The sequence below is a fragment of the Shinella kummerowiae genome, assembly GCF_009827055.1.
GTDB lineage: Bacteria > Pseudomonadota > Alphaproteobacteria > Rhizobiales > Rhizobiaceae > Shinella > Shinella kummerowiae.
Map to the genome: position 1 here is coordinate 102,042 of NZ_WUMK01000002.1, position 23,103 is coordinate 125,144.

29 protein-coding genes are annotated in these 23,103 nt (G+C 62.4%); 6 read left to right on the forward strand and 23 right to left on the reverse strand.

Annotated elements, in window-relative coordinates:
• Positions 1 to 71 precede the first annotated feature (71 nt).
• The 14 genes from fliP to GR138_RS04970 all read right to left on the reverse strand — a co-directional run bounded on the left by fliP (position 72) and on the right by GR138_RS04970 (position 9,839).
• Positions 72 to 818: a flagellar type III secretion system pore protein FliP gene (fliP, locus tag GR138_RS04905; RefSeq protein ID WP_160857521.1), complete on the reverse strand. Its 747-nt coding sequence runs from the start codon at positions 816 to 818 to the stop codon at positions 72 to 74.
• Positions 815 to 1,330 carry a flagellar basal body-associated FliL family protein gene (locus GR138_RS04910; protein ID WP_160857522.1) on the reverse strand — a complete coding sequence of 172 codons (516 nt, stop codon included), beginning with the start codon at positions 1,328 to 1,330 and terminating at the stop codon, positions 815 to 817. The genes fliP and GR138_RS04910 overlap by 4 nt, the downstream gene beginning before the upstream one ends.
• Before the next feature lie 33 nt (positions 1,331 to 1,363).
• Positions 1,364 to 2,074 carry a flagellar basal body L-ring protein FlgH gene (flgH, locus tag GR138_RS04915; RefSeq protein ID WP_160857523.1) on the reverse strand — a complete coding sequence of 237 codons (711 nt, stop codon included), beginning with the start codon at positions 2,072 to 2,074 and terminating at the stop codon, positions 1,364 to 1,366.
• Positions 2,071 to 2,616 carry a MotE family protein gene (locus GR138_RS04920; protein ID WP_160857524.1) on the reverse strand — a complete coding sequence of 182 codons (546 nt, stop codon included), beginning with the start codon at positions 2,614 to 2,616 and terminating at the stop codon, positions 2,071 to 2,073. Before GR138_RS04920 ends, flgH begins: the two co-directional genes overlap by 4 nt.
• Positions 2,613 to 3,725: a flagellar basal body P-ring protein FlgI gene (locus GR138_RS04925; protein ID WP_160858049.1), complete on the reverse strand. Its 1,113-nt coding sequence runs from the start codon at positions 3,723 to 3,725 to the stop codon at positions 2,613 to 2,615. The genes GR138_RS04920 and GR138_RS04925 overlap by 4 nt, the downstream gene beginning before the upstream one ends.
• The gene (flgA, locus tag GR138_RS04930; RefSeq protein ID WP_160857525.1) at positions 3,725 to 4,225 is read right to left on the reverse strand and encodes a flagellar basal body P-ring formation chaperone FlgA; all 501 of its coding nucleotides are present in this window, start codon (positions 4,223 to 4,225) and stop codon (positions 3,725 to 3,727) included. The genes GR138_RS04925 and flgA overlap by 1 nt, the downstream gene beginning before the upstream one ends.
• A gap of 18 nt (positions 4,226 to 4,243) precedes the next feature.
• The gene (gene flgG / locus GR138_RS04935; RefSeq protein WP_160857526.1) at positions 4,244 to 5,026 is read right to left on the reverse strand and encodes a flagellar basal-body rod protein FlgG; all 783 of its coding nucleotides are present in this window, start codon (positions 5,024 to 5,026) and stop codon (positions 4,244 to 4,246) included.
• A gap of 9 nt (positions 5,027 to 5,035) precedes the next feature.
• Complete coding sequence (fliE, locus tag GR138_RS04940) at positions 5,036 to 5,368, reverse strand: flagellar hook-basal body complex protein FliE (protein ID WP_160857527.1); 333 nt, start codon at positions 5,366 to 5,368, stop codon at positions 5,036 to 5,038.
• Entirely contained in the window at positions 5,365 to 5,784 is a 420-nt protein-coding gene (gene flgC, locus GR138_RS04945; RefSeq protein ID WP_160857528.1) for a flagellar basal body rod protein FlgC, read from the reverse strand. Before flgC ends, fliE begins: the two co-directional genes overlap by 4 nt.
• 3 nt (positions 5,785 to 5,787) lie before the next feature.
• Positions 5,788 to 6,168 (reverse strand): flagellar basal body rod protein FlgB, encoded by a 381-nt coding sequence (flgB, locus tag GR138_RS04950; RefSeq protein WP_069061516.1) that lies wholly within the window; start codon positions 6,166 to 6,168, stop codon positions 5,788 to 5,790.
• 194 nt (positions 6,169 to 6,362) lie between these two features.
• Complete coding sequence (locus tag GR138_RS04955) at positions 6,363 to 6,926, reverse strand: flagellar protein (protein ID WP_202402525.1); 564 nt, start codon at positions 6,924 to 6,926, stop codon at positions 6,363 to 6,365.
• On the reverse strand, positions 6,923 to 8,326 hold the full coding sequence (fliI, locus tag GR138_RS04960; RefSeq protein WP_420853612.1) for a flagellar protein export ATPase FliI: 1,404 nt from the start codon (positions 8,324 to 8,326) through the stop codon (positions 6,923 to 6,925). Before fliI ends, GR138_RS04955 begins: the two co-directional genes overlap by 4 nt.
• 6 nt (positions 8,327 to 8,332) lie before the next feature.
• Positions 8,333 to 9,058, reverse strand: coding sequence for a flagellar basal-body rod protein FlgF (gene flgF, locus GR138_RS04965; RefSeq protein ID WP_160857530.1), 726 nt, complete (start codon positions 9,056 to 9,058; stop codon positions 8,333 to 8,335).
• Position 9,059: 1 nt separating this feature from the next.
• Positions 9,060 to 9,839, reverse strand: a complete 780-nt coding sequence (locus GR138_RS04970; protein WP_160857531.1) for a DUF1217 domain-containing protein — start codon at positions 9,837 to 9,839, stop codon at positions 9,060 to 9,062.
• Positions 9,840 to 10,011: 172 nt separating this feature from the next.
• Between GR138_RS04970 and motA the strand changes: the two genes are divergently transcribed.
• From motA to GR138_RS05000, 6 genes are all read left to right on the forward strand, one after another.
• Positions 10,012 to 10,884 carry a flagellar motor stator protein MotA gene (gene motA / locus GR138_RS04975; RefSeq protein ID WP_160857532.1) on the forward strand — a complete coding sequence of 291 codons (873 nt, stop codon included), beginning with the start codon at positions 10,012 to 10,014 and terminating at the stop codon, positions 10,882 to 10,884.
• Positions 10,885 to 10,887: 3 nt separating this feature from the next.
• Positions 10,888 to 11,832 (forward strand): FliM/FliN family flagellar motor switch protein, encoded by a 945-nt coding sequence (locus tag GR138_RS04980; RefSeq protein WP_160857533.1) that lies wholly within the window; start codon positions 10,888 to 10,890, stop codon positions 11,830 to 11,832.
• Between the two features lie 62 nt (positions 11,833 to 11,894).
• Entirely contained in the window at positions 11,895 to 12,482 is a 588-nt protein-coding gene (fliN, locus tag GR138_RS04985; RefSeq protein WP_160857534.1) for a flagellar motor switch protein FliN, read from the forward strand.
• Positions 12,483 to 12,510: 28 nt separating this feature from the next.
• A complete protein-coding gene (gene fliG / locus GR138_RS04990; protein ID WP_160857535.1) occupies positions 12,511 to 13,551 on the forward strand; it encodes a flagellar motor switch protein FliG in 1,041 nt (346 codons plus the stop codon).
• Between the two features lie 111 nt (positions 13,552 to 13,662).
• Complete coding sequence (gene flhB / locus GR138_RS04995; protein WP_160857536.1) at positions 13,663 to 14,742, forward strand: flagellar biosynthesis protein FlhB; 1,080 nt, start codon at positions 13,663 to 13,665, stop codon at positions 14,740 to 14,742.
• Between the two features lie 5 nt (positions 14,743 to 14,747).
• Positions 14,748 to 15,191, forward strand: a complete 444-nt coding sequence (locus GR138_RS05000; protein ID WP_160857537.1) for a hypothetical protein — start codon at positions 14,748 to 14,750, stop codon at positions 15,189 to 15,191.
• Positions 15,192 to 15,233: 42 nt separating this feature from the next.
• Here GR138_RS05000 and visR read toward each other — a convergent pair whose 3' ends face one another.
• The 9 genes from visR to GR138_RS05045 form a co-directional block, all read right to left on the reverse strand.
• Positions 15,234 to 15,977, reverse strand: coding sequence for a transcriptional regulator VisR (visR, locus tag GR138_RS05005; RefSeq protein ID WP_160857538.1), 744 nt, complete (start codon positions 15,975 to 15,977; stop codon positions 15,234 to 15,236).
• 11 nt (positions 15,978 to 15,988) lie between these two features.
• On the reverse strand, positions 15,989 to 16,732 hold the full coding sequence (gene visN / locus GR138_RS05010; RefSeq protein WP_160857539.1) for a transcriptional regulator VisN: 744 nt from the start codon (positions 16,730 to 16,732) through the stop codon (positions 15,989 to 15,991).
• A gap of 557 nt (positions 16,733 to 17,289) precedes the next feature.
• Positions 17,290 to 18,984: a flagellar basal-body MS-ring/collar protein FliF gene (gene fliF, locus GR138_RS05015; RefSeq protein WP_160857540.1), complete on the reverse strand. Its 1,695-nt coding sequence runs from the start codon at positions 18,982 to 18,984 to the stop codon at positions 17,290 to 17,292.
• A 267-nt stretch (positions 18,985 to 19,251) separates the two neighbouring features.
• Positions 19,252 to 19,641 (reverse strand): chemotaxis protein CheT, encoded by a 390-nt coding sequence (gene cheT / locus GR138_RS05020; protein WP_160857541.1) that lies wholly within the window; start codon positions 19,639 to 19,641, stop codon positions 19,252 to 19,254.
• Positions 19,642 to 19,741: 100 nt separating this feature from the next.
• The gene (cheD, locus tag GR138_RS05025) at positions 19,742 to 20,296 is read right to left on the reverse strand and encodes a chemoreceptor glutamine deamidase CheD (RefSeq protein ID WP_069059977.1); all 555 of its coding nucleotides are present in this window, start codon (positions 20,294 to 20,296) and stop codon (positions 19,742 to 19,744) included.
• Complete coding sequence (locus GR138_RS05030; RefSeq protein WP_069059978.1) at positions 20,293 to 20,682, reverse strand: response regulator; 390 nt, start codon at positions 20,680 to 20,682, stop codon at positions 20,293 to 20,295. The genes cheD and GR138_RS05030 overlap by 4 nt, the downstream gene beginning before the upstream one ends.
• Complete coding sequence (gene cheB / locus GR138_RS05035) at positions 20,682 to 21,737, reverse strand: protein-glutamate O-methylesterase CheB (RefSeq protein WP_160857542.1); 1,056 nt, start codon at positions 21,735 to 21,737, stop codon at positions 20,682 to 20,684. Before cheB ends, GR138_RS05030 begins: the two co-directional genes overlap by 1 nt.
• Positions 21,734 to 22,639 (reverse strand): protein-glutamate O-methyltransferase CheR, encoded by a 906-nt coding sequence (gene cheR / locus GR138_RS05040; RefSeq protein ID WP_160857543.1) that lies wholly within the window; start codon positions 22,637 to 22,639, stop codon positions 21,734 to 21,736. The genes cheB and cheR overlap by 4 nt, the downstream gene beginning before the upstream one ends.
• On the reverse strand, positions 22,636 to 23,100 hold the full coding sequence (locus GR138_RS05045; RefSeq protein ID WP_160857544.1) for a chemotaxis protein CheW: 465 nt from the start codon (positions 23,098 to 23,100) through the stop codon (positions 22,636 to 22,638). The genes cheR and GR138_RS05045 overlap by 4 nt, the downstream gene beginning before the upstream one ends.
• Between the last annotated feature and the right edge of the window lie 3 nt (positions 23,101 to 23,103).

Consider the following 23,103-nt stretch of genomic DNA (forward strand, 5'->3'; position numbering starts at 1 on the left):
AATCGGGCAAGGGGGCGCAAACCGCTGAGAAACAGGGTGAACGACGGGTAAATCTGTATGGTTAAGGGGGTCTAACTGAAGGACCGCACGAGACTGCCGACGAGCAGATTCCAGCCATCGATGAGCACGAAGAACAGGATCTTGAAGGGCAGTGAAATCGAGGTCGGCGGCAGCATCATCATGCCCATGGCCATGGTGATGGTGGCGACGATCATGTCGATGACGAGAAAGGGCAGAACGACCAGGAAGCCGATTTCGAAGCCGCGACGGATTTCGGAGATCATGAAGGCCGGGATGACGACGCGCAGGTCCGCGACATTGTTCTGCATGACCGTCTGGCCACGCTCTTCGGCAAGCGAAATGAACAGCTCGATGTCCTTGTCGCGCGTATTGGCCACCATGAATTCGCGGAACGGCTCGGCAATGCGCTTGGCGGCTTCCGTTTCGTCGATCTGGTTGGCGATCAGCGGTTCGACGCCGTTCTGCCAGGCGCGGTCGAAGGTCGGCGCCATGACGTAGAAGGTCATGAACAGCGCGAGCGACACGAGGATCATGTTGGACGGCGTGGTGGCAAGCCCCATGCCGGAGCGCAGGATCGAGAACGCGATGACGAAGCGCGGAAAGCTCGTCACCATGATGAGGATGCCCGGCGCGACCGAAAGGACGGTGAGCAGCCCGAAGGTGCGGATGATCCAGGAGGCGGCCGAGCCGTCGATCTGCCCATTGAGAAGCCCGTCCGGCAGCTGCAACTGCTGCTGGGCGTAGGCCATACCGGTCATCGCCATCATGGCGACGAAGGTCAGAAGGGCTCGAATCATTCGATCACAAAGGTCCGGAACATGACGTTGGTTACGCGCCCTTCGGACCGAAGGTCAACCCGCTCCTGTAGGTCTTCCCGGAGATATTGAAAACCGCGCGGTCCCTGCACCTGCTGGAGGGAGACCGTGCGCATATAGGCTAGGATGTCCTGGTGGATTTCTTCGGCGAGCGCAACGTCCGGCGCGCCCCGGAACATGAGCGCGACTTCAAGGCGAACGCGGTTGTCCGACGGGTAGGCAAGATTGCTGGTGATCGGATCGAGCAGCACGATACCGTTCGCCTCGGTGGAGATGTGGGGCACGTCCTGCCCGGCCTCCCCTTCCGCGCCGCCGGCAGGTTCGGCCTTCGCCACCTCTTCCGCCGGCTTTTCGGCGGGGGGTGGCGCCAGCATGTTGCCGACGAGCCAGCCTCCGCCGCCGGCCAGCAGCGTCAGCACGGCGATGGCCGCGATGGTGATGACCAGCGTCGGCTTCTTCTTCTCCGGGACGTCGCCCTGTGCTTCTTCCGCCATTTGCTTCTTCCCGGGTTGTTGGGCTGGTCCGCCTCAGAGCGGCGAGAACAGATCGATGGCCTGCTGGCCCCACGGCGGCTGCTGCACTTCGGTCAGGCGTCCGCGACCGCCATAGGAGATGCGGGCTTCCGCGATACGCTCGTAGGCGATCATGTTGTCGGCATCGACATCCTGCGGCCGCACGATGCCGGCGACATTGAGGATACGCAACTCATGATTGACCCGCACTTCCTGCGAACCGCTGATCAGCAGGTTGCCATTCTCGATGACGCCGGTGACGACCGCGGCGACGAGCAGGTTCAGTTTTTCTGAGCGCTCCGTTGTGCCGTCACCCTTGGTGCTGGTCGACGAGCCGTAGGTCAGGTCACCCTTCCCTTCGAGATCGGGCAGATCGCCGCTGGCGCCGAAACCGAGATTCATGCCGCTCTTGTTGGTGCGCGAGCGGTCGGTCTTGTTGTCGAAGGTCGCCCGGTCGTTGACGCGGATGTTGACGGTCAGGATGTCGCCCACCTTGAAGGCGCGCGAATCCTTGAAGAGCGCCGACTGCTGGTCGCTCCAGATCGAATACCCGGCGGCGGCGGTGCGCGGCTGCTTCGGATAGGCTGCCAATTGCGGCGTTTCGGCATAGTTGAGGCCGCTGCCGATCGGACTCATCGACGGCGCCTTGCCGATTTCGTTGATGGCCTGGCTGGAGCAGCTCGTCAAAACCAGCACGACGGCCAGGGCGGAGGCGGTCTTCTTCATGACGGATCCTTTGACGTATTCGCTTTGCCGGCTATGGCGATTATGCGGGTGAGAAGGGCTGCCTTGTCGGCAGGCATTTCACCGAGAATGCTGCTCGACTGGCGCGCCGGCAGCTTCATCACGATCGCCGAAGCAATCTCCGGATTGATCTCGGCGAGCTGTGCGGCTGCGGCATCCGGTTTCATCTTCCGGTAGATTTCGACCAGGCCGCCCTCGGCCATCTTCAGGAAATCGTTGCGGCGCTTGAGCCAGTCCTCGTATTCGGCACGCCGGGTCTCCAGCACCTTGATGCGTTCGTCGACGTCCTTCTGAAGGGTTTCGAGTTCCTGCTTCTGGATGAGATAGCGCTGGTCACGCGCGGCATCGGCGATGTTGGTGCAGAATGCACGGATTTCGTCGGCACTCGCGCTGGTGGTGGAGATGACGGGACGCTCTTCGGCAAAGGCGCCGGGAATGGCCATCAGGACAAAGCCGGCGACCGGCAAGGCAAGCTTGCGGGCCAGGACCCTTGCGGCGGCGGAAAGCGTGGGCTCGGTCTTCATTGCAGCACCAGTTCTGCCTGGAGGGCGCCTGCGGTCTTGATGCTCTGCAGGATCGAGATGATGCCGTCCGGCTTGACGCCGATGCTGTTCAGACCGGAGACGAGCGAGCGCAGGCTGGAACCGTCAAGCATGGCGACCTGGCCGCCGTCCTGCTGGACGAGGATGTCGGTGTTCGGCTCGACCGCCGTCTCGCCGTCGGAGAACGGCTCCGGCTGGACCACCCGTGGCATCTCGTTGACCTGCACGGTGAGCGTGCCGTAGCTGACGGCGACCGGCGAAATCCGCACGTCCTGGCCGATGACGATCGTTCCCGTGCGCTCGTTGATGACGACGCGCGCCGGTACATCCGTCTCGACGACGAGGTTTTCGATATCGGCCATCAGGCGGGCGAGGTCCGCCATCTTCGGCTTGGCAACGTAGACGGACTGCGAATCGCGCGATTCGGCGATCGGCGAGCCGTATTGCGCCGACGCATAACGATTGATCGCATCCGCCATGCCGACCGCTGTCGAGAAGTCCGGATTGCGAAGCTGCAGAACGAGGTCGGACGAATCCTTGAAGCGTGAGGGCAGCTCACGCTCGATGATCGCACCATTCGGCACGCGACCGGCGGTCGTCACGCCCTGCTGGACGGACGCGGCGTCGCCCGCGGCGCTGACGCCGGTGACGACGATCGAGCCCTGCGCCACCGCATAGATCTGGCCATCGGCGCCGGTCAGCGACGTCATGACGAGCGTACCGCCGCGCAGCGACGTCGAATCGCCGAGCGAGCCGACGGTCACGTCGATGCGGCTGCCAGGGCTGGAGAACGGCGGCAGGTTCGCAGTGACGAGCACGGCCGCGATATTCTTGGCGCGGGTCTGCGTGCCGACCATCGAAATACCGAGGTTCTGCAGCATCGCCCGCATGGATTGTTCGGTAAACGGCGACGAACGCATGCTGTCGCCCGTGCCCTGAAGGCCGACGACGAGACCATAGCCGATGAGCTGGTTTTCGCGGCCCGACTGAAGCGAGGCGATGTCCTTGATGCGGGCGGCCGACAGCGCCGGACCGACAGCAAGGGCGAGGCAGGTGACTGTGGTCAGCACGCGGAGGAAAAGGGAACGCATCATTTCGCCACCACGTGCACGGTTCCGTCGCCCATGACCGTACCGGAGACGATCACGCCGGAATCCTTGTTGCGGACCTTGATGAGTTCGCCGACCGCCGCATCCTGCAAAGGCGTGCCGGAGGCGCGCAAAACCAAAGAACCATTGTCGAAGACGAGCTGGACGGTGGTGCCGCGGGAAACCGCAAAAGGCTCGCGCAGCGCCGAGGTGAGGATGACGCGCCCTGGCAACAGCGTGCGCTTCGAAATCAGGCCGCTGACGGCATTGATGTTTTCGGCATAGCCTTTGACGAGGTTCGGGTTGGTGACCTCGACCTCCTCGAGCTGTCCCGCCTGGATCTCCTCGCCGGGATAGATGATGCGCTTCGGCACGACGGCGGTGCGCATGTCCGCAAGCGCGGCATCGGCCACGAACAGGCCGATGAGCGCGAGCAAGGCGGCACGGCCGTGGGCCGAGACGGTCTTTCCTCTGCGAAGAGCTGCTGTCAGGCGAAACATCATGTTCCCCGTATTCCGTTGTTATCTCAGGTTCTTGCTGACCACGGCCGCCATTTCGTCCGCCGCCTGGATGATCTTCGAGTTCATCTCATAGGCACGCTGCGCCGAGATGAGATCGGTGATTTCCTTGACCGGGTCGACGTTGGAGGCTTCGAGGTAATTCTGCTGGATGTAGGCAAAGCCCGCTTCATCCGGTGCGCCGACATTGGCCGGGCCGGAGGCGGCGGTTTCGCGGAACAGGTTTTCGCCGAGCGGCTCGAGGCCGGCTTCATTGACGAAATTCGCCAGCGTGATCTGGCCGAGGTCCTGCTGGTCGCCGCCGACCGTCGCGAAGACCTGGCCGGACTTGCTAACGGTGACTTCCGTCGCATCCTGCGGCACGGTGATGCCGGGCACGACCGTGTAGCCGTCGAGCGTGACGAGCTGGCCATCGGCATTGGTGTTGAAGGCGCCGGCGCGGGTATAGAGCGTGGAGCCGTCCGCCGCCTCGATCTGGAACCAGCCGCGGCCGATCAGGGCGAGGTCGAAGGAGTTGCCCGTGCTCGTCAAGCCGCCCTGGAGGTGCAGGTTGCGCACGGCGGCGGTCTTCACGCCGAGACCGACGATTGCGCCTTCCGGCACGACGGACTGGTTGGCGCGGTTCGGCACGCCTGCGGCGCGTTCCGTCTGGTAAAGCAGGTCGGAAAACTCGGCGCGGGCGCGCTTGAAGCCGGTCGTGTTGATGTTCGCGATGTTGTTCGCGATGACTTCAAGGTTGGTCTGCTGCGCGTTCATGCCGGTGGCGGCGATGGCAAGGGCTTTCATGTCCGGTCCTCAGATCTGCATTCTGGCTATTTCGAGATAGGCGGTGACGACCTTGTCGCGGATGGCGATGGCGGTCTGCAGCGTCTGCTCGGCGTTCATGACGGCGTCGACCACTTCGCGGGTCGTCGCCTTGCCCTGGATGGCTTCGAAGGACTTGGTTTCGCTTAGTCTGAGCGAATTGGTCGCTTCCGTCGCCATGTCACCCATCACCTGGGCGAAGCTCATGCCCGTACCGGTGCCCTGCGCGACGGCAGGGGATGCGGTGCTGGAGGTGTCGTTGGTGACGCTCGAAAGGGCGCCGGTGGAAAAGAGCGAGTTGACGCCCTTGATGCTCTCGATCATTGCGATGCCCTCAGGAGGTCGATGGTCGCGCTGATGAGATCGCGTGACTGCTTGATGCTCTGCAGGTTGGCTTCGTAAGAACGGTTGGCTTCCCGCATGTCGGCCATTTCGATCAGCATGTTGACGTTCGGCATCTTGACGATGCCCTGCTCGTTTGCCGCCGGATTGCCGGGGTCGTATTCGGTCGAGAACGCGCCCTCGTCTACACCGAGGCGCTCGACCTGGACCAGCGAGGCGCCGGTCGCCCGGTCGAGCTCGGAGGCGAAGGTCACGGTCTTGCGGCGGAACGGGTCAGCACCGGGCGTATCGCCGGTGGAGCGGGCGTTCGCCAGGTTTTCCGAAACGATGCGAATGCGGGTAGATTGCGCCTCAAGTCCCGAGGCCGCGACTTTCATTGAAGCTACGAGCGGATCCATTTTTTACCTTCTGACTGTCATCAGCATCATGCGATGAAAGGCCTTTACGAGGCCGGCATTCAACTCGAAATCACGCTTGACCTGGCCCTCTTTCATGAGTTCCTCGGCAATGCCGACAGTGTTGCCGGACTCCTGCACGCCGATCTCTTCGGTGGGTTTGGTTTCGATGACGCGGCTTGCCATTTCGCTTTCGGTGAAATGGCCCGGCTGCGTCGCTGCCATGCGGATGCCCGTGGTTTCGAGCACCGCCTGGAAGGGAGTGACGTCCTTCGCCTTGAACCCGGGGGTGTTGGCGTTGGCGATGTTGCCTGCAACCACACTCTGGCGGACTGAGAGCCAATCGGCTTGCTTCGATGCCAGTTCAAACAGTTGTATCGGTTGCATGACAAGCTCCATCCTTGTTCGGGATGAACCTACGGAGCCAATCTTGCGTGGGACTTGCTCCCGTGGCGGGGTATGCGCAAGCCGCTGAATTCCCGGGAAAATAAAGTGCTCGAGCGGCCTTTTCGGCCGCGAGCGGTCGGCAGGCCGCGACAGTGCGGACCGGCCGATTCGGAGGCGAGGCGAGCCGCCTTGCCTCAGTTGCGTTTGACGATGTCGCCGTTCGACGTGACGATGACCCAGGCACCGTCGCGCTGTTCGAGTGTCGCCAGGCGACTGTTGTCCGGTAGGATCGAGCCGACGCGCACGATGTACATGCCGCGCGCGTCCTCGATCAGTGCCCTGCCGTTTGCCACATGCATGAGGCGGAAGCCGGAATTTGCCGGCAGCGGCTGGTCGAGGCCGGTATCGACCGGCGCACCAAGCGTCTTTTCCGTGCTGCCGCCGGCCGTGGTGGCGGTCGCGACAGGGTCGACGCTTTCGAGCGGTGGGGTGTTGTCATTGTCGATCATGGCGGCGGGCGAAACGCTCATCACCTCCTTGGCCGCCGTCTCCGGCAGGTCGCGCGTCTTGCCCTCCCAGAGCGCGGGTACCGCGAACTTGCCCGGATTGAGAAAGACATACCAGGGAAAGAAGGCCGCCCCGGCAGCCAGCAGCACGCCGGCGCCAGCGAGCACCTTGTCGCTGGTGCTGTAGCGCCCGCTCTGCGGCCGCTTGATCGGCTGGACCCTCTCGTCCGCGTCGAAATCCGTCACTGTCATCCCCTTCCTCGTGCCGGCGCACCGCCTTGCCCGGCCGCGTTCTTCAGCGCCATGGCAAGGTCGGAGAACGAATCGGCCGCAGGCCGTTCACTCGGCGTCTGTTTCAGAACCTCGTAGATGATCGGCACCTGCTTGATCGCCATGTCGAGATCGGGATCACCGCCCGGGCGATAGCCGCCGATGAGGCGCAGGTCCCGCGTCTCCTCGAAGCGATGGATCAGCGCCTTCAGGCGCGAGACCAGCTTTTCTTGGTCCGGCGTCCAGGCCTTGCGGGCGAGACGCGAAATCGAGGCGAGCGGGTTGATCGGCGGATAGCGCCCCTCTTCGGCGAGGCTGCGCTCCATCACGATGTGCCCGTCCAGAATGCCGCGCGTCGAATCGGCGATCGGGTCGTTGTGGTTGTCGCCGTCGACGAGGATCGAGATGATCGCGGTGATCGAGCCGGATCCCTCCGCGCCCGGTCCGGCGCGTTCGAGCAGGCGGGGCAGTTCCGTGAAAACCGAGGCCGGATAGCCACGCGCGATCGGCGGTTCGCCGGAAGCCGTCGCCACCTCGCGGATCGCATGGGCGAAACGCGTGACGCTGTCGATGATGAGCAACACATTGTCGCCTTGGTCGCGGTAGTGTTCGGCAATGGTGACGGCGGTCAGCGGCGCCATCTTGCGCAGCATCGGGCTCTCGTCACTGGTCGCGACGACCGCGACGGACTTGGAAAGGTTGTCGCCGAGCGTATCCTCGATGAATTCGCGCACTTCACGGCCACGTTCGCCGACCAACGCGATGACGACCTTGTCGAAGGCGTCGGCCCGCGCCAGCATCGACAGCAGCGTCGATTTGCCGACACCCGAGCCGGCAAAGATGCCGAGACGCTGGCCAAGGCAGAGCGGCGCAAAGATATCAATCGCCCGAACGCCCGTGCTGAACCCCTTCTCGACGCGCTTGCGCGTCATCGACGGCGGCGCGGAATTGTGGATGGACCGGCGATCGTCTCCCTGCAGAAGCGGGCCGAGCCCGTCGATCGGCTCGCCCAGCGCATTGATCGTGCGGCCGCACCAGGAGGCTGTCGGCGCGACGCGGAAAGCGCCCTTGCGGATGACCGTGTCGTGGATGCTGATCGGCTCGCCCGGCTCGATCGGGCAGACGACGACCGAATCCGGCTCGACACGCACCACCTCACCGAGATGGATGCCGGTCGGGCTGCGATGCGCGACGAATTCGCCAAGCCGCACATGGCGCGACAGGCCGCTCACCGTGTAGTTGCCGGCGGCGATCGTCTGGACATGACCACCGTGCACGACGGAGAATTCCGGCGAAGAGTAGCGCTTCACAAGGCCGGCGAGCGCATTGAGCATGCGGCCGCCTTCGGGTCTGTTCGGTGTCCTGTTTTCTGTCGCCGCCATGATCGTTTACCGGCTTCCACCCAGCGTGCGCACCGCCTCGTTCATCGATTCCTCGCTATCGCGCAGCAGCGATGCGATGCTTTCGAAGGCGCGGGTGACCTGGATGAGCTGCGTCATCTCGCCAATGGCGTTGACGTTGGATTCCTCGACATAGCCCTGCACCACGCCGGCATCGAGGCGATCGACCACCGGTTCCGGCGCAATGGTGGTGATGATACCGCTGTTGCCGGCCCGCGTGAAACCGCCGGACAAATCCGCCGAGAAGAGGCCGAGTGCGGCGATCGGCTGGCCGTTCTGGTTGAGCTGCCCATCCGCGCTGAGCAGGATCGGCCCGTTGGCGGCGTCGAGCTGGATCGGCCCGCCGCCCGCGTCGAGCACGGCATAGCCGTTGAGCGTCACCAGTTCGCCGGCGTCGGTCAGCGTGAAACGACCGTCGCGCGTCAGCGTCGGGCCGGACGGCGTCTCCACCTGGAACCAGGCGTCACCCTTGATGGCGAAGTCCAGCGTACCGCCGGTCTCGGTCATGCCGCCGGCGCGCGTCGAGAGGAATTCGTTGCCTTGCGAAACAAAGGCGACGTCGGCAACCTTCTGGTCGCTGACCACCTGGTTGAACTTCACTTCCGTGGCGCGAAAACCGACGGTCGTCGAGTTCGCGACGTTGTCTGCGAGGGTCGTCAGGCGGCGGTCGAGCGCAAGCTGGGACGAAAGCGATACATAGAGCCCGGTCTGCATGTCAGCGACCTCCGAGTTTCAGATTGTTGATGGATAGAAGCAGGTCGGTCGAAATGCCGGTGAGGCTCGACGACTGGAAGGCCGTCAGCGGGTCATAGCTACCGGACGGGTTTTCCAGTTCCCACATCGCGGTGAAGCGCTCCAGAAACTTTCCGACCTTCAACGGGTCCTTGAAGTCCTCGAGGTCGAGCATCTCTTCATAATAGGCCGCCTGGCGGTCGATGTCGGTCGCGGCGAATTCCGCCGGAAGCTGGAAGGCGGTGCGCACGACCTGCGCCAGCGCGTCGTCGGCGATGATCGAATAGCCCGAGGTGACGGTGGAGGCCATGCGCTCGAAATAGAGCGCGAGCCGAACGCCGGTATTGTCCTCGCCGGCGCTGATCTCCAGCGTCTGACGGGTATATTTGTCGACCATGCCCTTCTGGGCGCGCTCGAAGGTGGTGGCGAACTCGCCGTATTTGGCGAAATTGAGCGATTCCGCCAGGGCCTTGTAGCGCGTGTCGGTGAGCTGGTTGGCGAAGGCATCCTTGTCGTCGACGCCTTCCGTCAGCACCTTGCGCATGAAGGCCTTGGCATAGGCCATATCCTCCAGGCCGTGCGCCTTCATGACGTAGTTATAAAGCCGGCTGTCGGCGAAGAAGTCGTCGACCGATTTCACGCTGCCGATCTTCGACAGGTAATACTCCGTCTCCCGCTTGACGTCCGGCTGCTCCGAAACGCGGCTCAGCGAGGTCTGGAGGTCAGCGGTAATCAGCTTGTAGCTTGTATAGGTGGTCGTCACGATTGGCCGCCGATCAAGGTGCAAGAGGGCACGATTGCCCGTTTTGAGCCATGATCCTGCGGCGTTTTGCTTGCGCGAACCTGATCCGTAAACCTGGCGTTAGGTACAGCTTCACGCAAGGCTGGAGCCGTACTTCCAGAAGGGTCAGAATTGTGTCGGGACACCAGCGCTCATGAACATCGTCATCGGTCTTATCGTTACCTTCGGCTGCGTCCTCGGCGGCTATATGGCCATGGGCGGGCACCTGGAGGTGCTGAACCAGCCCTTCGAGCTCCTCATCATCGGCGGCGCCGGGATCGGCGGCTTCATCGTCGCCAACACCATGAAGGTCATCAAGGAGACCGGAAAGGCGCTTGGCGAAGCCTTCAAGCACAAGGTTCCCAAGGAGCGTCACTATCTCGATACGCTCGGCGTGCTTTACAGCCTGATGCGGGATCTGCGCACGAAATCGCGCAACGAGATCGAAGCGCATATCGACAATCCGGCCGAGTCGACGATCTTCCAGTCCGCGCCGACGGTTCTCGCCAACAAGGAACTGACGGCCTTCATCTGCGACTACGTGCGCCTCATCATCATCGGCAATGCCCGCAGCCACGAGATCGAGGCGCTGATGGACGAGGAAATCCAGACGATCACGCGCGACAAGATGAAGCCCTATAACGCGCTCAACACGATGGGCGACGCCTTCCCGGCCATCGGTATCGTCGCGGCCGTTCTCGGCGTTATCAAGGCCATGGGCGCCATCAACGAGAGCCCGGAAATCCTCGGCGGCAAGATCGCTGCCGCCCTCGTCGGCACGCTGCTCGGCGTGTTCTTGTCCTATTCGATCGTCACGCCCATCACCACCAACATCAAGGTCGTGCGCGAGAAGCAGAACCGTCTCTACATCATCGTGAAACAGACGCTGCTCGCCTATATGAACGGCTCCGTGCCCCAGGTGGCGCTGGAATATGGCCGCAAGACCATCTCCTCCTACGAGCGCCCGTCGATCGACGCGGTCGAGCAGGAAATGATGAACCCGGGCGGCGGATCGAAGGCGGCCTAACAGATGAGAGACGCGACCGTGACAGCACCGCCCGCCATGGACCCGATCGTTCTCGCCCGCCTCACCGGCCGGCTCGGCGACCAGGCGACGATCTCCAAGCTCTGCGCCAGCCTTGGCGACGTCTTCGCCGAATTCCTGCCGGACATGCTGGAAAGCGAGCTCGGCTTCGAGGTCGCGGTTTCCTATGCCGGCTTCGAGACCGGCAAATACGGTCCGCTGGTTGCCGGCCTCGGCGGCGCCATGGCGTGCTGCGACGCGTCGCTGCGCGACTGGTGCGAGCGCTTCACGCTGATCTGCGACAGCCCGATGATTATCACGCTCGTCGAGAACATGCTCGGCGCCATCAGCGATTCGATCGAGGATCCGGAAGCGCGTCCGCTGTCCAAGATCGAGCTCGATCTCGCCGCCATGATGTTTGACCGCATTTCCAGCGTGTTGAAGACCGCCGTCACCGATGCGAACAGCTACGAGCCCTTCCTCGGCCCGTCGCACAATGCCGAGACGCGCAAGCCCGCGGAAGACGGATCGGACGACAGCTTTGTCGCCATGGTCAACATGGCGGTCGGCATCGGGCCCGTGCTCTCGACCTTCCACGTCATCATTCCGCAGAGCGTTCTCCTGAAATCGACCGTCGCCGCACCCCGGCCCGCCAACGCGCCGAAGAACCGCGTCGAGTGGAGCGAAAAGCTCGGCGAGCAGGTCCGCCGCTCGAAGGTGACGCTCGAGGCGCGCATCCGCCTCGAAGCGCAGACGCTCGACACGATCAGCCGGCTTCAGGCTGGTGACATCATTCCGTTCAACGAATCGGGGGACGTGCGCGTGGAGGTGAACGCCAACGGCCGCAATCTCTATGTTTGCGAATTCGGCCGGTCCGGCGCCCGCTACACGGTTCGCGTCAAGGATACCTATGGCTCGGAGGACGACATTCTCCAGCACATCATCGGATAGTTTAGGCATTAAGCCTGTCGAGCGGAACGCCTCAGGCAAGTTTCGAATGGAATAGTGGTCATATGGCACCGAAGAAAACACCCCTTGACGACATGACGCCTTCCCTCAACGCTGGCGACCAGGAACTGGAGCAGGCGATCGACGACCTGCGCGGCGTTCTTCAGAAGGATGCTGCTTCCGGCGCAATGGGCGCAGGCCTGCCCGCGACCACGGACAGCGACCCGCTCGCCGCTTTCGGCGGCGATTTCGGCAGCTCCGACTTCGGCGGTGGCGCGACATCCGATTTCGGCGCCGACACAAGCTTCGGCGGGTCGGATTTCGGCGGCTCCGACTTCGGTGCTGGCAACGATTTCTCCGCGGACCTTGGCGAAGCCTCGAAGCCGGGCAGCGCGCTCGAGTCCAACATGGACCTCATCATGAACATCCCGATCGATCTGCAGATCGTTCTGGGCTCGTCGCAGATGCAGGTCTCCAGCCTCATGAACCTCAGCGAGGGTGCCACGATCGCGCTTGACCGGCGCATCGGTGAACCCGTCGAGGTCATGGTCAACGGCCGCGTGATCGGCCGGGGCGAAATCACTGTTCTTGAAAACGACGACACCCGCTTCGGGGTGAAGCTCATCGAAGTGAAGAGTACACGCAAGGTCTGATACCGCTGAGGTTTCAGGAGGATGATCCATGATGGATTTCGAAAATTTCGGCACCTCGACAGCGGTTGGAACACCGCTTTCGCCGGTTGAGAAGGCAGCAGCCGTCCTTCTCGCCATGGGCAAGGGTGTTGCCGGCAAGCTGCTGAAGTATTTTACCCAGAGCGAACTCCAGGCGATCATCGCCGCCGCGCAGAACCTGCGCGCCATCCCGCCCCATGAGCTGATCGACCTCGTCAACGAGTTCGAAGACCTGTTCACCGAAGGTGCGGGGCTGATGGACAATGCCAAGATGATGGAAGGCATTCTCGAAGAGGGCCTGACGCCGGACGAAGTCGATGGCCTGCTGGGCCGCCGCGCCGCCTTCCAGGCCTTCGAGACGACGATCTGGGACCGCCTGCAGGATGCCGATCCGGTCTTCGTCGCGAAATTCCTGCTCAATGAACATGCGCAGACGATCGCCTATATCCTGTCGATGATGCCTTCCGCCTTCGGCGCCAAGGTGCTGCTCGAGATTCCGGAAGACCGCCGCGCCGACATCATCAACCGGACGGTCAACCTGAAGGACGCGAGCCCGAAGGCGACCGCGATCGTCGAGGCGCGCGTCATCGAGATGATCAACGCGCTGGACGCGGATCGCAACGCGGTCGGCACCAACAAGGTCGCGGATCTCATGAACGAGCTGGAGAAGTCGCAGGTCGACGAAATGCTCGCCTCGCTCGAAACGGTCTCGACCGAATCGGTCAAGAAGGTGCGCCCGAAGATCTTCCTCTTCGAGGACGTGCTCTACATGCCGCAGAAGAGCCGCGTCTCGCTGTTCAACGACGTCTCCGGCGACATCATCACCTCCGCGCTGCGCGGCACGACGATGGAACTGCGCGAAGCAATCCTCGCCTGCATCGGCGCACGCCAGCGCCGCATGATCGAATCCGATCTCGCCGCCGGCGACCAGGGCGTCAACCCGCGCGAAGTGGCGATTGCCCGTCGCTCGATCACGCAGGAAGCCATCCGCCTCGCGGCGGCCGGACAAATCCAGTTGAAGGAAAAGGAAGAAGAGCGGCAGGCAGCCTGACCCTCCTTGACACGTTGGCGCCACAGGCGGAGCGTATCTGCGGCCCGAATCTCCTAAAAAGGGGTTCGGGCCGTTTGTTTTTGGCCCGTCGGGGCCACCAGGGAGCGCGACATGTCCGACGAGGACAAGGACAGTAAAACAGAACTCCCGTCAGAGAAGAAAATCCAGGACGCGATGGAGAAGGGCAATACGCCTTTCTCCCGCGAGATCACCTTGTTCGCCTCGACGCTGGCGATCTATCTCTTCCTCGTCTTCTTCATGCCGGGCGGCATTGCCCGCATGAACGAGACGTTGCGCGACTTCTTCGAGCAGCCGGAGGCCTGGAACCTCAAATCCGGCACGGATGTCATCGCCATCTTCCGCCACCTTGGCTGGGAGGCCGGCGCGCTGCTGCTGCCCATTCTGGTGATGATGATGGTCTTCGGCGTGGCCTCGTCCGTCTTACAGAACCTGCCAACCCCCGTCCTGGAACGCGTGCGCCCGCAGATGTCCCGCCTCAGCCTGGTAAAGGGTCTCGGCCGCCTGTTCGGCAAGCAGGGCCTCGTCGAATTCGGCAAATCGCTGATCAAGATCATCATCGTGTCGCTGGTCGTGGCGCTTGCCATGCGCGGCAACTATTTCGCCTCGCTCGACACCATGTTCTCCGAGCCGGCGACGCTGATCTACCTGATGATTTCCGATGTCAACAAGGTGCTGCTGATCATCCTCTTCGCCACCGCGATCATCGCCGGCCTCGACTTCGCCTGGACCCGCCATCACTGGTTCTCCGAACTGATGATGACGAAGCAGGAAGTGAAGGAGGAAATGAAGCAGTCGCAGGGCGACCCGATCGTCAAGGCGCGCATGCGCTCGATCCAGCGCGACCGCGCCCGCCGGCGCATGATCACCGCCGTGCCGCGCGCCACTCTCGTCATCGCCAACCCGACTCACTTCGCCGTTGCGTTGCGTTACGTGCGCGAAGAAGGCGACGCACCGGTGATCGTCGCCAAGGGGCAGGACCTTGTCGCCCTGAAGATTCGCGAGATCGCGGAAGAAAACGGAATTCCCGTTTTTGAAGACCCGCCGCTCGCACGCTCAATGTTTGCGCAAGTCTCGGTGGATAGTGTCATTCCACCGGTGTTCTATAAAGCTGTGGCGGAACTGATTCACCGGGTATATGCAGCTTCGCCCCAGACCAGACGGGTAAATTAGATCCGATGAGAAAATGCACCTATTCCGCCGAACGCGAGAAGATTGTTGCAGAAGCAATCTGCCCGGTCGCCACTGAGCTCAGATTGCTCGATGCTGCCGATCTTGTCTCGTTGTTGCGTTTCGAGTGCTACGGTAATCTGGCCGATCTGGTCTCCTCCGCCGCAGAACTGTATTTCCTGCCCGGCACGGTGAATTTCGGCGCCGGTGGCGACTATCGCCTCGATTGGGATACGGAGCCGGAAGTGACGCTGGACATGGAAATCCGCCCGCAGGGCGTGACGGTCTATGCGAAACTTCTGCTTCAGAAGGATACCGCCGGCGTGGAGGTCACCCACGTCGCCTTCAACAATCCGGCGGCCGACCCGGACGACAACACGGCCTTCCTGCGCAAGAGCCTGGCAGAGGCGCGGTACGTGAAGTCCAGCCCGTCGCCGCAACAGGCCCATTGACGAAAAGGCAGCGGCCATGCCAGGCATGGCCGCGTTCGTTTGTCAGGTGATGTAGCCGAGACGAATGGCCTTCGCGATCGCCTGGATGCGGTTTACCGCGTCGAGCTTCGTTGTGGCCGTGCCGAGATAGGCGTTCACGGTATGCACCGACAGGCCCATCTTCTCGGCGATCGCTTCTGAAATGCAGCCATCACCGGCCATTTGCAGGCAGGCAATCTCGCGCTCGCTGAGCGCTTCGGACGGCGCCAGCTTCTTTTCCTCACAGGCCAGCATGTCGATGAGCATCTGGCAGCTTTTCATATGTATATCGACGATCAGGTCGCTGGACGGCGAAATGAAAGCGCCCATGAAGACGACATAACCGTTGCCATGCACACCCAGCCGGATGGGGAAGGCGATACCCGACCACGGCAGAAGTTGCGCCGGGAGGCGCGTGGTGAAGGGTTCGGCGCCCGATTCGGCGAACTGATTGTTGCCAGCACCTTCCCAGATCAACGGCAGCATGGAGGCTTCGAGGTGAGCAAGCATCGTCGCGCCATAGGCGTCGAGGAGCGCACGGGTGTTCGCGCCGACGTCACGGCCCCAGTTGTGCAGCGAAAGCATCAGCTTGCGCGCCGAAGGAAGACCATGGCCGGCAACCCGGAGAACCGCGAAGTTCTCGGCCCCGATGACCGTCTGCATCATCTGTAGGCGGGCAACGAAATCCGACGCCCGCGCCGTCTTCGACGGCCGCGCGAGCCGGATTTCCACCTCAAGGGCTGCGGGAGCGGAAAGCTGGATGTTCATGGCAGTTCTCCTCAGACCAGGCTGTTGCGAACGGCCCAGGCGATCGCTTCCGACCGCGTCTTCGTCGCGGTCTTTCGCATCACGCTGGTGATGTAATTGTTGATCGTATTGCGTGAGATACCAAGGATGACGGCGATCTCGTCGCTCGTCTTGCCTTCGGCGATCCAGTAGAGGCACTCAATCTCGCGTTCCGTCAGCTCCATCTCGCGGTCGTGACGAAGGATCACACCCTGGCAGCAGACGCTGGCGAAATAGCCGGTCATGACGCCGACATCACGCAGCTTGCTCTGCGAGAGGATAAAATGCTCCGGAAAGAGGAGCAGCAGCGACATGCGCACCCGGCCGACATGGAAGGCGATGACGCAATATTCACGGCTCGTGCCTCGCGGCACAGCGACGTCATCGGCGAGGTGATGGAAGCAGGGCTTGAGGAGCCCGAGGCACTTGTCCAGCTCACTCATGCGGGACTGGCTGGCGATGACGGCACCGGAAATGATGCGTACCATGTCGAAAGGCCAATCCGAGGCGACGACGGTTTCGAGGCCCGCTTCGGGCGAGACGTCGTGGCGAACGAGAAGATAATGCGAAGCGCTTACATAGTCGGTCAGCGCTTTCAGACCGGAGGAAAGGCCGGCGCGATTTGCACAGCGGCCGAGATGTTGAACCAGAAGCTCACGCGCACTCTTACGCTCATTCGCTTCCGCGGAGAATCCATAGGATTCCCGGGTCGCGACATCCGACCGGATCGTTTCCATGATAGCCCCCTGTTCCGATTCCGAACGGAAAATTCCCGCCTCCTTCCCGTCAAGGGTTTTGGAACCATCCAAACCCCTTCCCGCTCAGGCCGCATCGGCAAGAATCACCAAACGAATCAGTAACTAAAGTGTACATCGGCTATCGCTAAAAACCACCGCCATCTTCTCGGGATTTACTTTTGCGGCCTTCTGTGAGTCGGCGTGACGAGAGTGATTTGCTTGCCTGCTCTTGCTGGAAGCCGTAACGTTAAGCGATTGTTAACCATGTGTTATTCGCTGTCGCCCGAACAAAAGCCTCCGCTAATTCGAGTGAAAATTGCGATTTGCGCATGCCGCCCTCAACCAATGTGGTGGTAATTTTTTTTCAGCAATCACACGGCCGTGAACTCGCCCGCCGACGTAGGGCGCCCGAATGGGCGAAATTGCTGCGCGCGCACTGAACAATCGTTGCCAAAAAGCGACAGGCTGGCCTCAAAGAACGGCGAGCGCCGTTCTTCCGGCAAACAAAAACGCGGCCCCTTCGGGCCGCGTTTTTATTCGTCTTACAAGTGGAGCCGTCAGGCTGCTTCCTTCTCGGCGGACCACTTGCGCAGGATTTTCGCAGCGCGTTCCTCGCTGATGTCCACCATCCGGCCGAGGCGGCGTTCCGGACCTTCCTTGACGCGGCGATTGAAGGTGCCATCGCTCTCGTCGCCGGCATTGAGCAGATCGTCCGTGCTGTCGAAGCCGAAGTCCGCGCCGAAGCCGTCCATGAGGGTGGCGCCGGGGCCACCGATACCGGCAGCGGGCGAGAAGTCGGGCAGTTCGAGACCAGCCGCATCGCTTTCCAGCGCATTGGCCGCGGCACCGCCACCGGTGACGGAGCGGACCGCCGGGCGAAGGCCGAACCAGACCACCAGGAAGGCGACGCCGATGAAGGCAAGCGCATTGATGATGCCACCCAGATTGCGCGTCAGCACTTCCATGACGCCCGGTCCGGGCACGGCCTCGTTGAGCAACTCGTGATCAAGGAATTCCATCGCGGTGATGGTCACGACGTCGCCACGCTCGCCGTTGAGACCGGCTGCCGAGGAGACGATCTTCTGCATGTCCGCGATATAGGCGTCGATCTTCGCCTGGTCCGCCGGCTCGCCGACCATGGCCGCCACGCGAGCCCGGTTGACGACGACCGCCACGGACAGCTTTTCGAGCGCATAGCCGTTGCGAACGGTCGCGACGGTCTTGCTGTTGATTTCGTAGTTGGTCTGCTCTTCCTTCTTGTCTGCCGCGTCGCTGGACTTCTGCCCGGTTTCCTGGCCGTCAGGACCGCCCTGCGGAATGTTCTGCTCGACGGTCGCGGCCTTGTTGGCGGCCTGCTGCTCGGACTTCTGGGTTTCGCGCGTGACGCGGACGGAGCGCTCGACGCGCGATTCCGGATCGTAGACCGTCTCTTGGATCTGCTGCGTATCCATATTGAGTGCCGCGGTGACGCTGGCGCGGAAATTCTCCATGCCGAGGAAGGGGGCGAGCGCCTTCTCGATATTGCGCTCGACTTCGCTCTGGATGGTCTGCACGGCCGTCAGTGACCGGTTGACCGCGCCGTTCTCCGCGTCGTCGCCGGAGGCGAGAAGCTGGCCGGCAGAATCCAGGATGGTCACGCCATCGACTTCAAGCCCCGGAACCGAGGCTGCCACCAGATGGCGGATCGCGGCCGATGATTCACGGCCGACCTGCGCGCCTGCACGGATCATGACGGAGGCGGTCGGCACCTGTTCGGCTTTGCGGAAGTTGCCGCGCTCCGGCATGACGATGTGCACGCGGGCGGCGGCGATGCCGCTGATTTGCTGGATGGTGCGGGCGATTTCGCCTTCAAGGGCGCGAACGCGCGTCACTTCCTGCATGAAGGAGGTGAGGCCAAGCGAGCCGACCTTGTCGAAAAGTTCGTAGCCGGAATTGGCGCTGTTCGGCAGGCCGCGTTCAGCGAGATAAAGCCGCGCCTTGCCGGTCTGGCCGACCGGGACCTCGATGCTGTCGCCTGCGGTTCCGGTGGTGAAATCGATATTGGCTTCGGCGAGCGCCAGGCTGATCTGGTTGACGTCGGTCTTTTCCAGTCCGACGTAGAGCGTCTCATAGGCTGGCTTGTTCACCAGGATCCCGGCTGCAAGCACGAGACCGACCGAAACGACGGCGGCTCCCGCCAGCATCGCAAGTTTCGCCTGCCCCAGCGAAGCCAGGTTCTTGTAGACTTTCGTCAACTGTTCCAACAGATTCATTCTGTTCCCGCACGGACTAGTCGCCTGGACACCGGCCAACATGCCGGCGCTATCAGACAAATTTTCAATCTCGTGGGACGAAACCGGCACATTTCCGCACGCGCCGCCTGCCCCATGGAATACGCGGATCTGACCGACCCGAGATGGAGACTAGACCGTGAAACTTGCGCGAACATGTCGTTGCCCTGCGGGAGGAAGGGGCAGGCAGCAACGAAAAATGGCGCCGCGAGGGCGCCATTTGAAAAGACGATTATGCTTTCAAATCAACTAGAAAGCTTCGAAATCGCCGACCGCCTTGCCGATCGGCTGAGAGTGGCCGTGGCGCATTCCGTTGCTCAACGCCTTCTGCATATCGGCAAGCTTCACCAGATTGAGCGCCGTCGTGACGTCGACGACCCAGTTTTCCGGAATGTTGCCGGTGATCGTGTCGATGAACTCGGCCAGGCCCCGTGTCTTCTGCACGGCAAGGTCGATGCCTTGCAGCACCATCATGCGTTCTGCCGCATGCGCCGCCGTTTCGCCGTGAACGGCGGCCAGTTGCGGCTCGATGCGTTCGATCAGATAGGCGACATCGTGCAGTTCGGAGACGATACGCATCAGGACGTCCGGAAGGGCTTCCTCCATGGCAGTCGCTGCACTCAGATACTCGGCTTGCATGGGTAACCCTTTTGCCCCCGTGCGGGGCCGGCAGATCGATGATCAGAACCGGCAACGCACATACTTTGGTACTTCGCTTCCTTCGGGCGCGATTGCCCGATCAGAAGAATTCGATCGAGCTTTCGACGGGCCTTGCGACAGGAACGGGCCGCTGTTCCAGCGCCACCGTCTTCTGCGTCTCGACTCCGGTCAGCGCATATTGCCGCGCGCGGCCACTCGACGGCCAATATTCCAGCTTGCGCCCGTGTTCACCGCCCGTGCTTTCGCCGACGACCTTGATGCCTTCGTCCATCAGGAACTGCCGGGCAAACAGCGCATTCTGTTCACCGACATTGGAGAAGCGCGCGATCGTCTTCGCGCCGCCAAAGATCTTGGCTTCCAGCCGGTCGCGTCGCGCGCCCTGCTTGAGCAGACCGTTGATCAGCAGTTCCATCAGATGCACGCCGTAGCGTGTGGCATCGCCGCCCGAGGCCATGGCCTCGGCCGAGCCCGGCAGCAGGAAATGGTTCATACCGCCAACACCAATGACCGGGTCACGCATGCAGGCGGCCACGCACGAACCGAGAATGGTGGTGAGCACCACATTCGGATCGTTGAGGACCTTGTATTCGCCCTGAATGACATGGACGCGGCGCGTCCCGGCTTCTGCTATCATTTCAATGCCCCGAACACAGCTTCGATGGCTGCCTTCATCTTCTCGATGGTGAACGGCTTGGCGAGAACGTTGTTCGCACCGAGCGCCGCCGCCTTCTGCACGAGGGCACGGTCGCCCTGCGCGGTCAGGATGATGAAGGCCGCCTTCTTGGTGGTGGGGTTGGACCGCACCGCCTGGAGGAACTCGATGCCATCCATCTTCGGCATGTTGAAGTCGGAGATGACGAGGTGGTGCGGCTGCTGGGCCATGATGGCCATGCCCTGCGCACCGTCACCGGCTGCCGTGATCTGCTTGAAGCCGAGTTGCTGCAGGGCATCGCCCAGCAGCAGGCGACTGGTCACCTGATCATCGACGATGAGGACTTTGATTTTTTCAGCGATAGACATTATTCGCTTCCTTCTCTACGGGCCGCAGTGATCTTCAAGATTTCCTCCCCTATGGAGGAGAGCGGAAACTGGTGCTCGACGGCACCCAGCTCGAAAGCCACTCTTGGCATTCCATACACGACGCAGGTTTTTTCATTCTGACCGATGGTCCGTGCGCCTGCATGACGCATTTTCAATAGGCCGCTTGCTCCGTCCCGGCCCATGCCGGTCAGGATGACGCCGACGGCGTTGCGGCCTGCTAGTTCGGCAACCGAATCAAACAGCACATCCACCGAAGGACGGTGGCCGTTGACTGGATCGCGTTCCACCAACCGGCAGCAAGGCGCATGCACGTTGGCGATCTGGAGATGGCGCTCGCCGCCGGGCGCCAGATAGATTTTGCCGATTTCGAGCCGCGCGCCGTCGGTCGCTTCCTGTACCACCGGCGCGCAGAGCCGGTTCAACCGCTCGGCAAAACTCTTGGTGAAGGTCGGCGGCATATGCTGCGTGATGACGGTCGGCGGGCAATTGACCGGGAATTTCTGGAGCACCGCGATCAGCGCTTCGACGCCACCCGTCGAGGAACCGATGGCGACGACCCGGCGGCCGGGCCGGTAGCTGGCAACCGGATTGACATTGGCGGCGGTCGGCGCAAGCGGCGGCGGGTCGGCATGGAACCGGCGCTGCGAGCGGGCGGCCGCCTTTACCTTTTCGGCAAGATCACCGAACGGACGGGCGTCGCCCGGCTGCGGCTTGCCGACGCAATCGAAGGCGCCGATTTCCAGCGCCATCAGCGAGGCTTCTGCGCCGCGGTGGGTCAGCGTCGAGACCATGATGACCGGCATCGGCCGGAGCTTCATGATCTTGTCGAGGAATTCGAGCCCGTTCATGTTCGGCATCTCGATATCCAGCGTCACGACGTCCGGATTGAGCTGCTTGATCGCGTTGCGGGCTTCCATGGCGTCGCCGGCCTGGCCCACGACATTGACGTCAGGGTCGGCATTGAGCACGGCCGTGATCAGGCCGCGCATGGTCGGCGAATCGTCGACGACGAGTACGCGCGCGGGTGCCATCATGCGCTCCTCCTGTGCTTGCCGGTATAGCGGTAGGTTGTGATGCCGATATTATCGAACTGGTTCTTCGCCTCGCCGGAGACGCGCTCCGAATGGCCGATATAGAGGTGCCCGTTATCACCCAGCATGCCGGCGAAACGCGACCAGATCTTCACCTGCGTCGGCTCGTCGAAATAGATGACGACGTTGCGGCAGAAGATGACATCGAACGGGCCTTTGAACGGCCACTGCGCCATCAGGTTCAGCTCGTTGAAGGTGATGAGGCGCTTCACCCGGTCGTCGATCTGCCATTTCTGCCGGCCGCCGACATCCGTTTCGCGGAAGAACTGCTTGCGCATGGCGGGATTGACCGTTTCGAGCGCCGTCGCGTCATAGGCGCCGGCCCGGGCGATCGCCAGGATCTTCGGGTCGATATCCGTCGCCAGGATACGGAAGTCGTAGTCGGCGGCGTTCGGCATCAGCGAGAGCACGGTGAGCGCGATGGAGTACGGCTCCTGCCCGTCCGAACAGGCGGCCGACCAGATGCGCACGCGGCCGCCATTGCGGGCCCGCGCCAGAAGGTCCGGCAGCACATCACTCTTCAGGTGGTCGAAATGGTGGTTCTCGCGGAAGAAGCGCGTGAAATTGGTCGTCAGATGCGACAGCATTTCCTTGCGCGGACCCGCACCCGCCGGCGACGACACCAGCTCGCAATATTCCTTGAACCCCTTGAGGCCGAGCTGGCGGATGTGCTTCGACAGCCGCGAATAGACAAGCGAGGCCTTCGTCTCGTTGAGATAGATGCCGGCATCCGCATAGATCATGGCCGCAATCTCGGAGAGATCCTTGCGCGTCAGCGGATATTCGCCGCTCGCCAGGCACTCGTCCGGAGACTGTCTCGTGTCGATGGCCGGGGAATAGGTCATGCGGCTTCACTTTCCGTATGCGGGAAGAGGGAATCGAGTTCGATGAGGCAGATCATGCGACCTTCCATGGCGAGGATGCCGCGCGCGTAGCCCTTTTCCGCTTCGTTCGCGATATCCGGCGTCGGCTGGATGTTCTCGTCGGTGACGGTGAGGATATCGGACACCGCATCGACCAGCAGGCCCACCACCTTCAGCCCGACCTGGGCGACGATGATGACGTGACGGTCGGTCGGCTCCGCCGCCTTCATGCCGAGGCGTTGAGACAGGTCGACGATGGGCAGGACGGCGCCGCGCAGATTGATCATGCCGAGGACATAGGATGGCGCGTGCGGCATCGCTGTCGCCGGGGTCCATCCACGGATTTCCCGAACCGACATGACGTTCACGCAGAACTCCTGGTCGGCGATCCTGAACGCGATCAGTTCGCGCCCGTGCATGATGTTCTTTCCTGCGTACGTCATCGT

What these genes read in the sequence shown, in the direction of transcription:
- fliI (WP_420853612.1), bottom strand. Translation starts at nt 8,326, where the DNA reads ATGGCGGCGACAGAAAACAGGACACCGAACAGACCCGAAGGCGGCCGC.
- fliG (WP_160857535.1), top strand. Translation starts at nt 12,511, where the DNA reads ATGATGGATTTCGAAAATTTCGGCACCTCGACAGCGGTTGGAACACCG.
- GR138_RS05030 (WP_069059978.1), bottom strand. Translation starts at nt 20,682, where the DNA reads ATGTCTATCGCTGAAAAAATCAAAGTCCTCATCGTCGATGATCAGGTG.
- flgB (WP_069061516.1), bottom strand. Translation starts at nt 6,168, where the DNA reads ATGCAACCGATACAACTGTTTGAACTGGCATCGAAGCAAGCCGATTGG.
- flhB (WP_160857536.1), top strand. Translation starts at nt 13,663, where the DNA reads ATGTCCGACGAGGACAAGGACAGTAAAACAGAACTCCCGTCAGAGAAG.
- flgG (WP_160857526.1), bottom strand. Translation starts at nt 5,026, where the DNA reads ATGAAAGCCCTTGCCATCGCCGCCACCGGCATGAACGCGCAGCAGACC.
- cheR (WP_160857543.1), bottom strand. Translation starts at nt 22,639, where the DNA reads ATGACCTATTCCCCGGCCATCGACACGAGACAGTCTCCGGACGAGTGC.
- GR138_RS05000 (WP_160857537.1), top strand. Translation starts at nt 14,748, where the DNA reads ATGAGAAAATGCACCTATTCCGCCGAACGCGAGAAGATTGTTGCAGAA.
- visR (WP_160857538.1), bottom strand. Translation starts at nt 15,977, where the DNA reads ATGAACATCCAGCTTTCCGCTCCCGCAGCCCTTGAGGTGGAAATCCGG.
- fliN (WP_160857534.1), top strand. Translation starts at nt 11,895, where the DNA reads ATGGCACCGAAGAAAACACCCCTTGACGACATGACGCCTTCCCTCAAC.
- cheD (WP_069059977.1), bottom strand. Translation starts at nt 20,296, where the DNA reads ATGATAGCAGAAGCCGGGACGCGCCGCGTCCATGTCATTCAGGGCGAA.
- fliE (WP_160857527.1), bottom strand. Translation starts at nt 5,368, where the DNA reads ATGATCGAGAGCATCAAGGGCGTCAACTCGCTCTTTTCCACCGGCGCC.
- visN (WP_160857539.1), bottom strand. Translation starts at nt 16,732, where the DNA reads ATGGAAACGATCCGGTCGGATGTCGCGACCCGGGAATCCTATGGATTC.
- flgA (WP_160857525.1), bottom strand. Translation starts at nt 4,225, where the DNA reads ATGATGTTTCGCCTGACAGCAGCTCTTCGCAGAGGAAAGACCGTCTCG.
- fliF (WP_160857540.1), bottom strand. Translation starts at nt 18,984, where the DNA reads ATGAATCTGTTGGAACAGTTGACGAAAGTCTACAAGAACCTGGCTTCG.
- motA (WP_160857532.1), top strand. Translation starts at nt 10,012, where the DNA reads ATGAACATCGTCATCGGTCTTATCGTTACCTTCGGCTGCGTCCTCGGC.
- GR138_RS04910 (WP_160857522.1), bottom strand. Translation starts at nt 1,330, where the DNA reads ATGGCGGAAGAAGCACAGGGCGACGTCCCGGAGAAGAAGAAGCCGACG.
- GR138_RS05045 (WP_160857544.1), bottom strand. Translation starts at nt 23,100, where the DNA reads ATGACGTACGCAGGAAAGAACATCATGCACGGGCGCGAACTGATCGCG.
- GR138_RS04925 (WP_160858049.1), bottom strand. Translation starts at nt 3,725, where the DNA reads ATGCGTTCCCTTTTCCTCCGCGTGCTGACCACAGTCACCTGCCTCGCC.
- flgH (WP_160857523.1), bottom strand. Translation starts at nt 2,074, where the DNA reads ATGAAGAAGACCGCCTCCGCCCTGGCCGTCGTGCTGGTTTTGACGAGC.
- cheT (WP_160857541.1), bottom strand. Translation starts at nt 19,641, where the DNA reads ATGCAAGCCGAGTATCTGAGTGCAGCGACTGCCATGGAGGAAGCCCTT.
- GR138_RS04955 (WP_202402525.1), bottom strand. Translation starts at nt 6,926, where the DNA reads ATGACAGTGACGGATTTCGACGCGGACGAGAGGGTCCAGCCGATCAAG.
- flgF (WP_160857530.1), bottom strand. Translation starts at nt 9,058, where the DNA reads ATGCAGACCGGGCTCTATGTATCGCTTTCGTCCCAGCTTGCGCTCGAC.
- fliP (WP_160857521.1), bottom strand. Translation starts at nt 818, where the DNA reads ATGATTCGAGCCCTTCTGACCTTCGTCGCCATGATGGCGATGACCGGT.
- cheB (WP_160857542.1), bottom strand. Translation starts at nt 21,737, where the DNA reads ATGATGGCACCCGCGCGCGTACTCGTCGTCGACGATTCGCCGACCATG.
- GR138_RS04980 (WP_160857533.1), top strand. Translation starts at nt 10,888, where the DNA reads ATGAGAGACGCGACCGTGACAGCACCGCCCGCCATGGACCCGATCGTT.
- GR138_RS04920 (WP_160857524.1), bottom strand. Translation starts at nt 2,616, where the DNA reads ATGAAGACCGAGCCCACGCTTTCCGCCGCCGCAAGGGTCCTGGCCCGC.
- flgC (WP_160857528.1), bottom strand. Translation starts at nt 5,784, where the DNA reads ATGGATCCGCTCGTAGCTTCAATGAAAGTCGCGGCCTCGGGACTTGAG.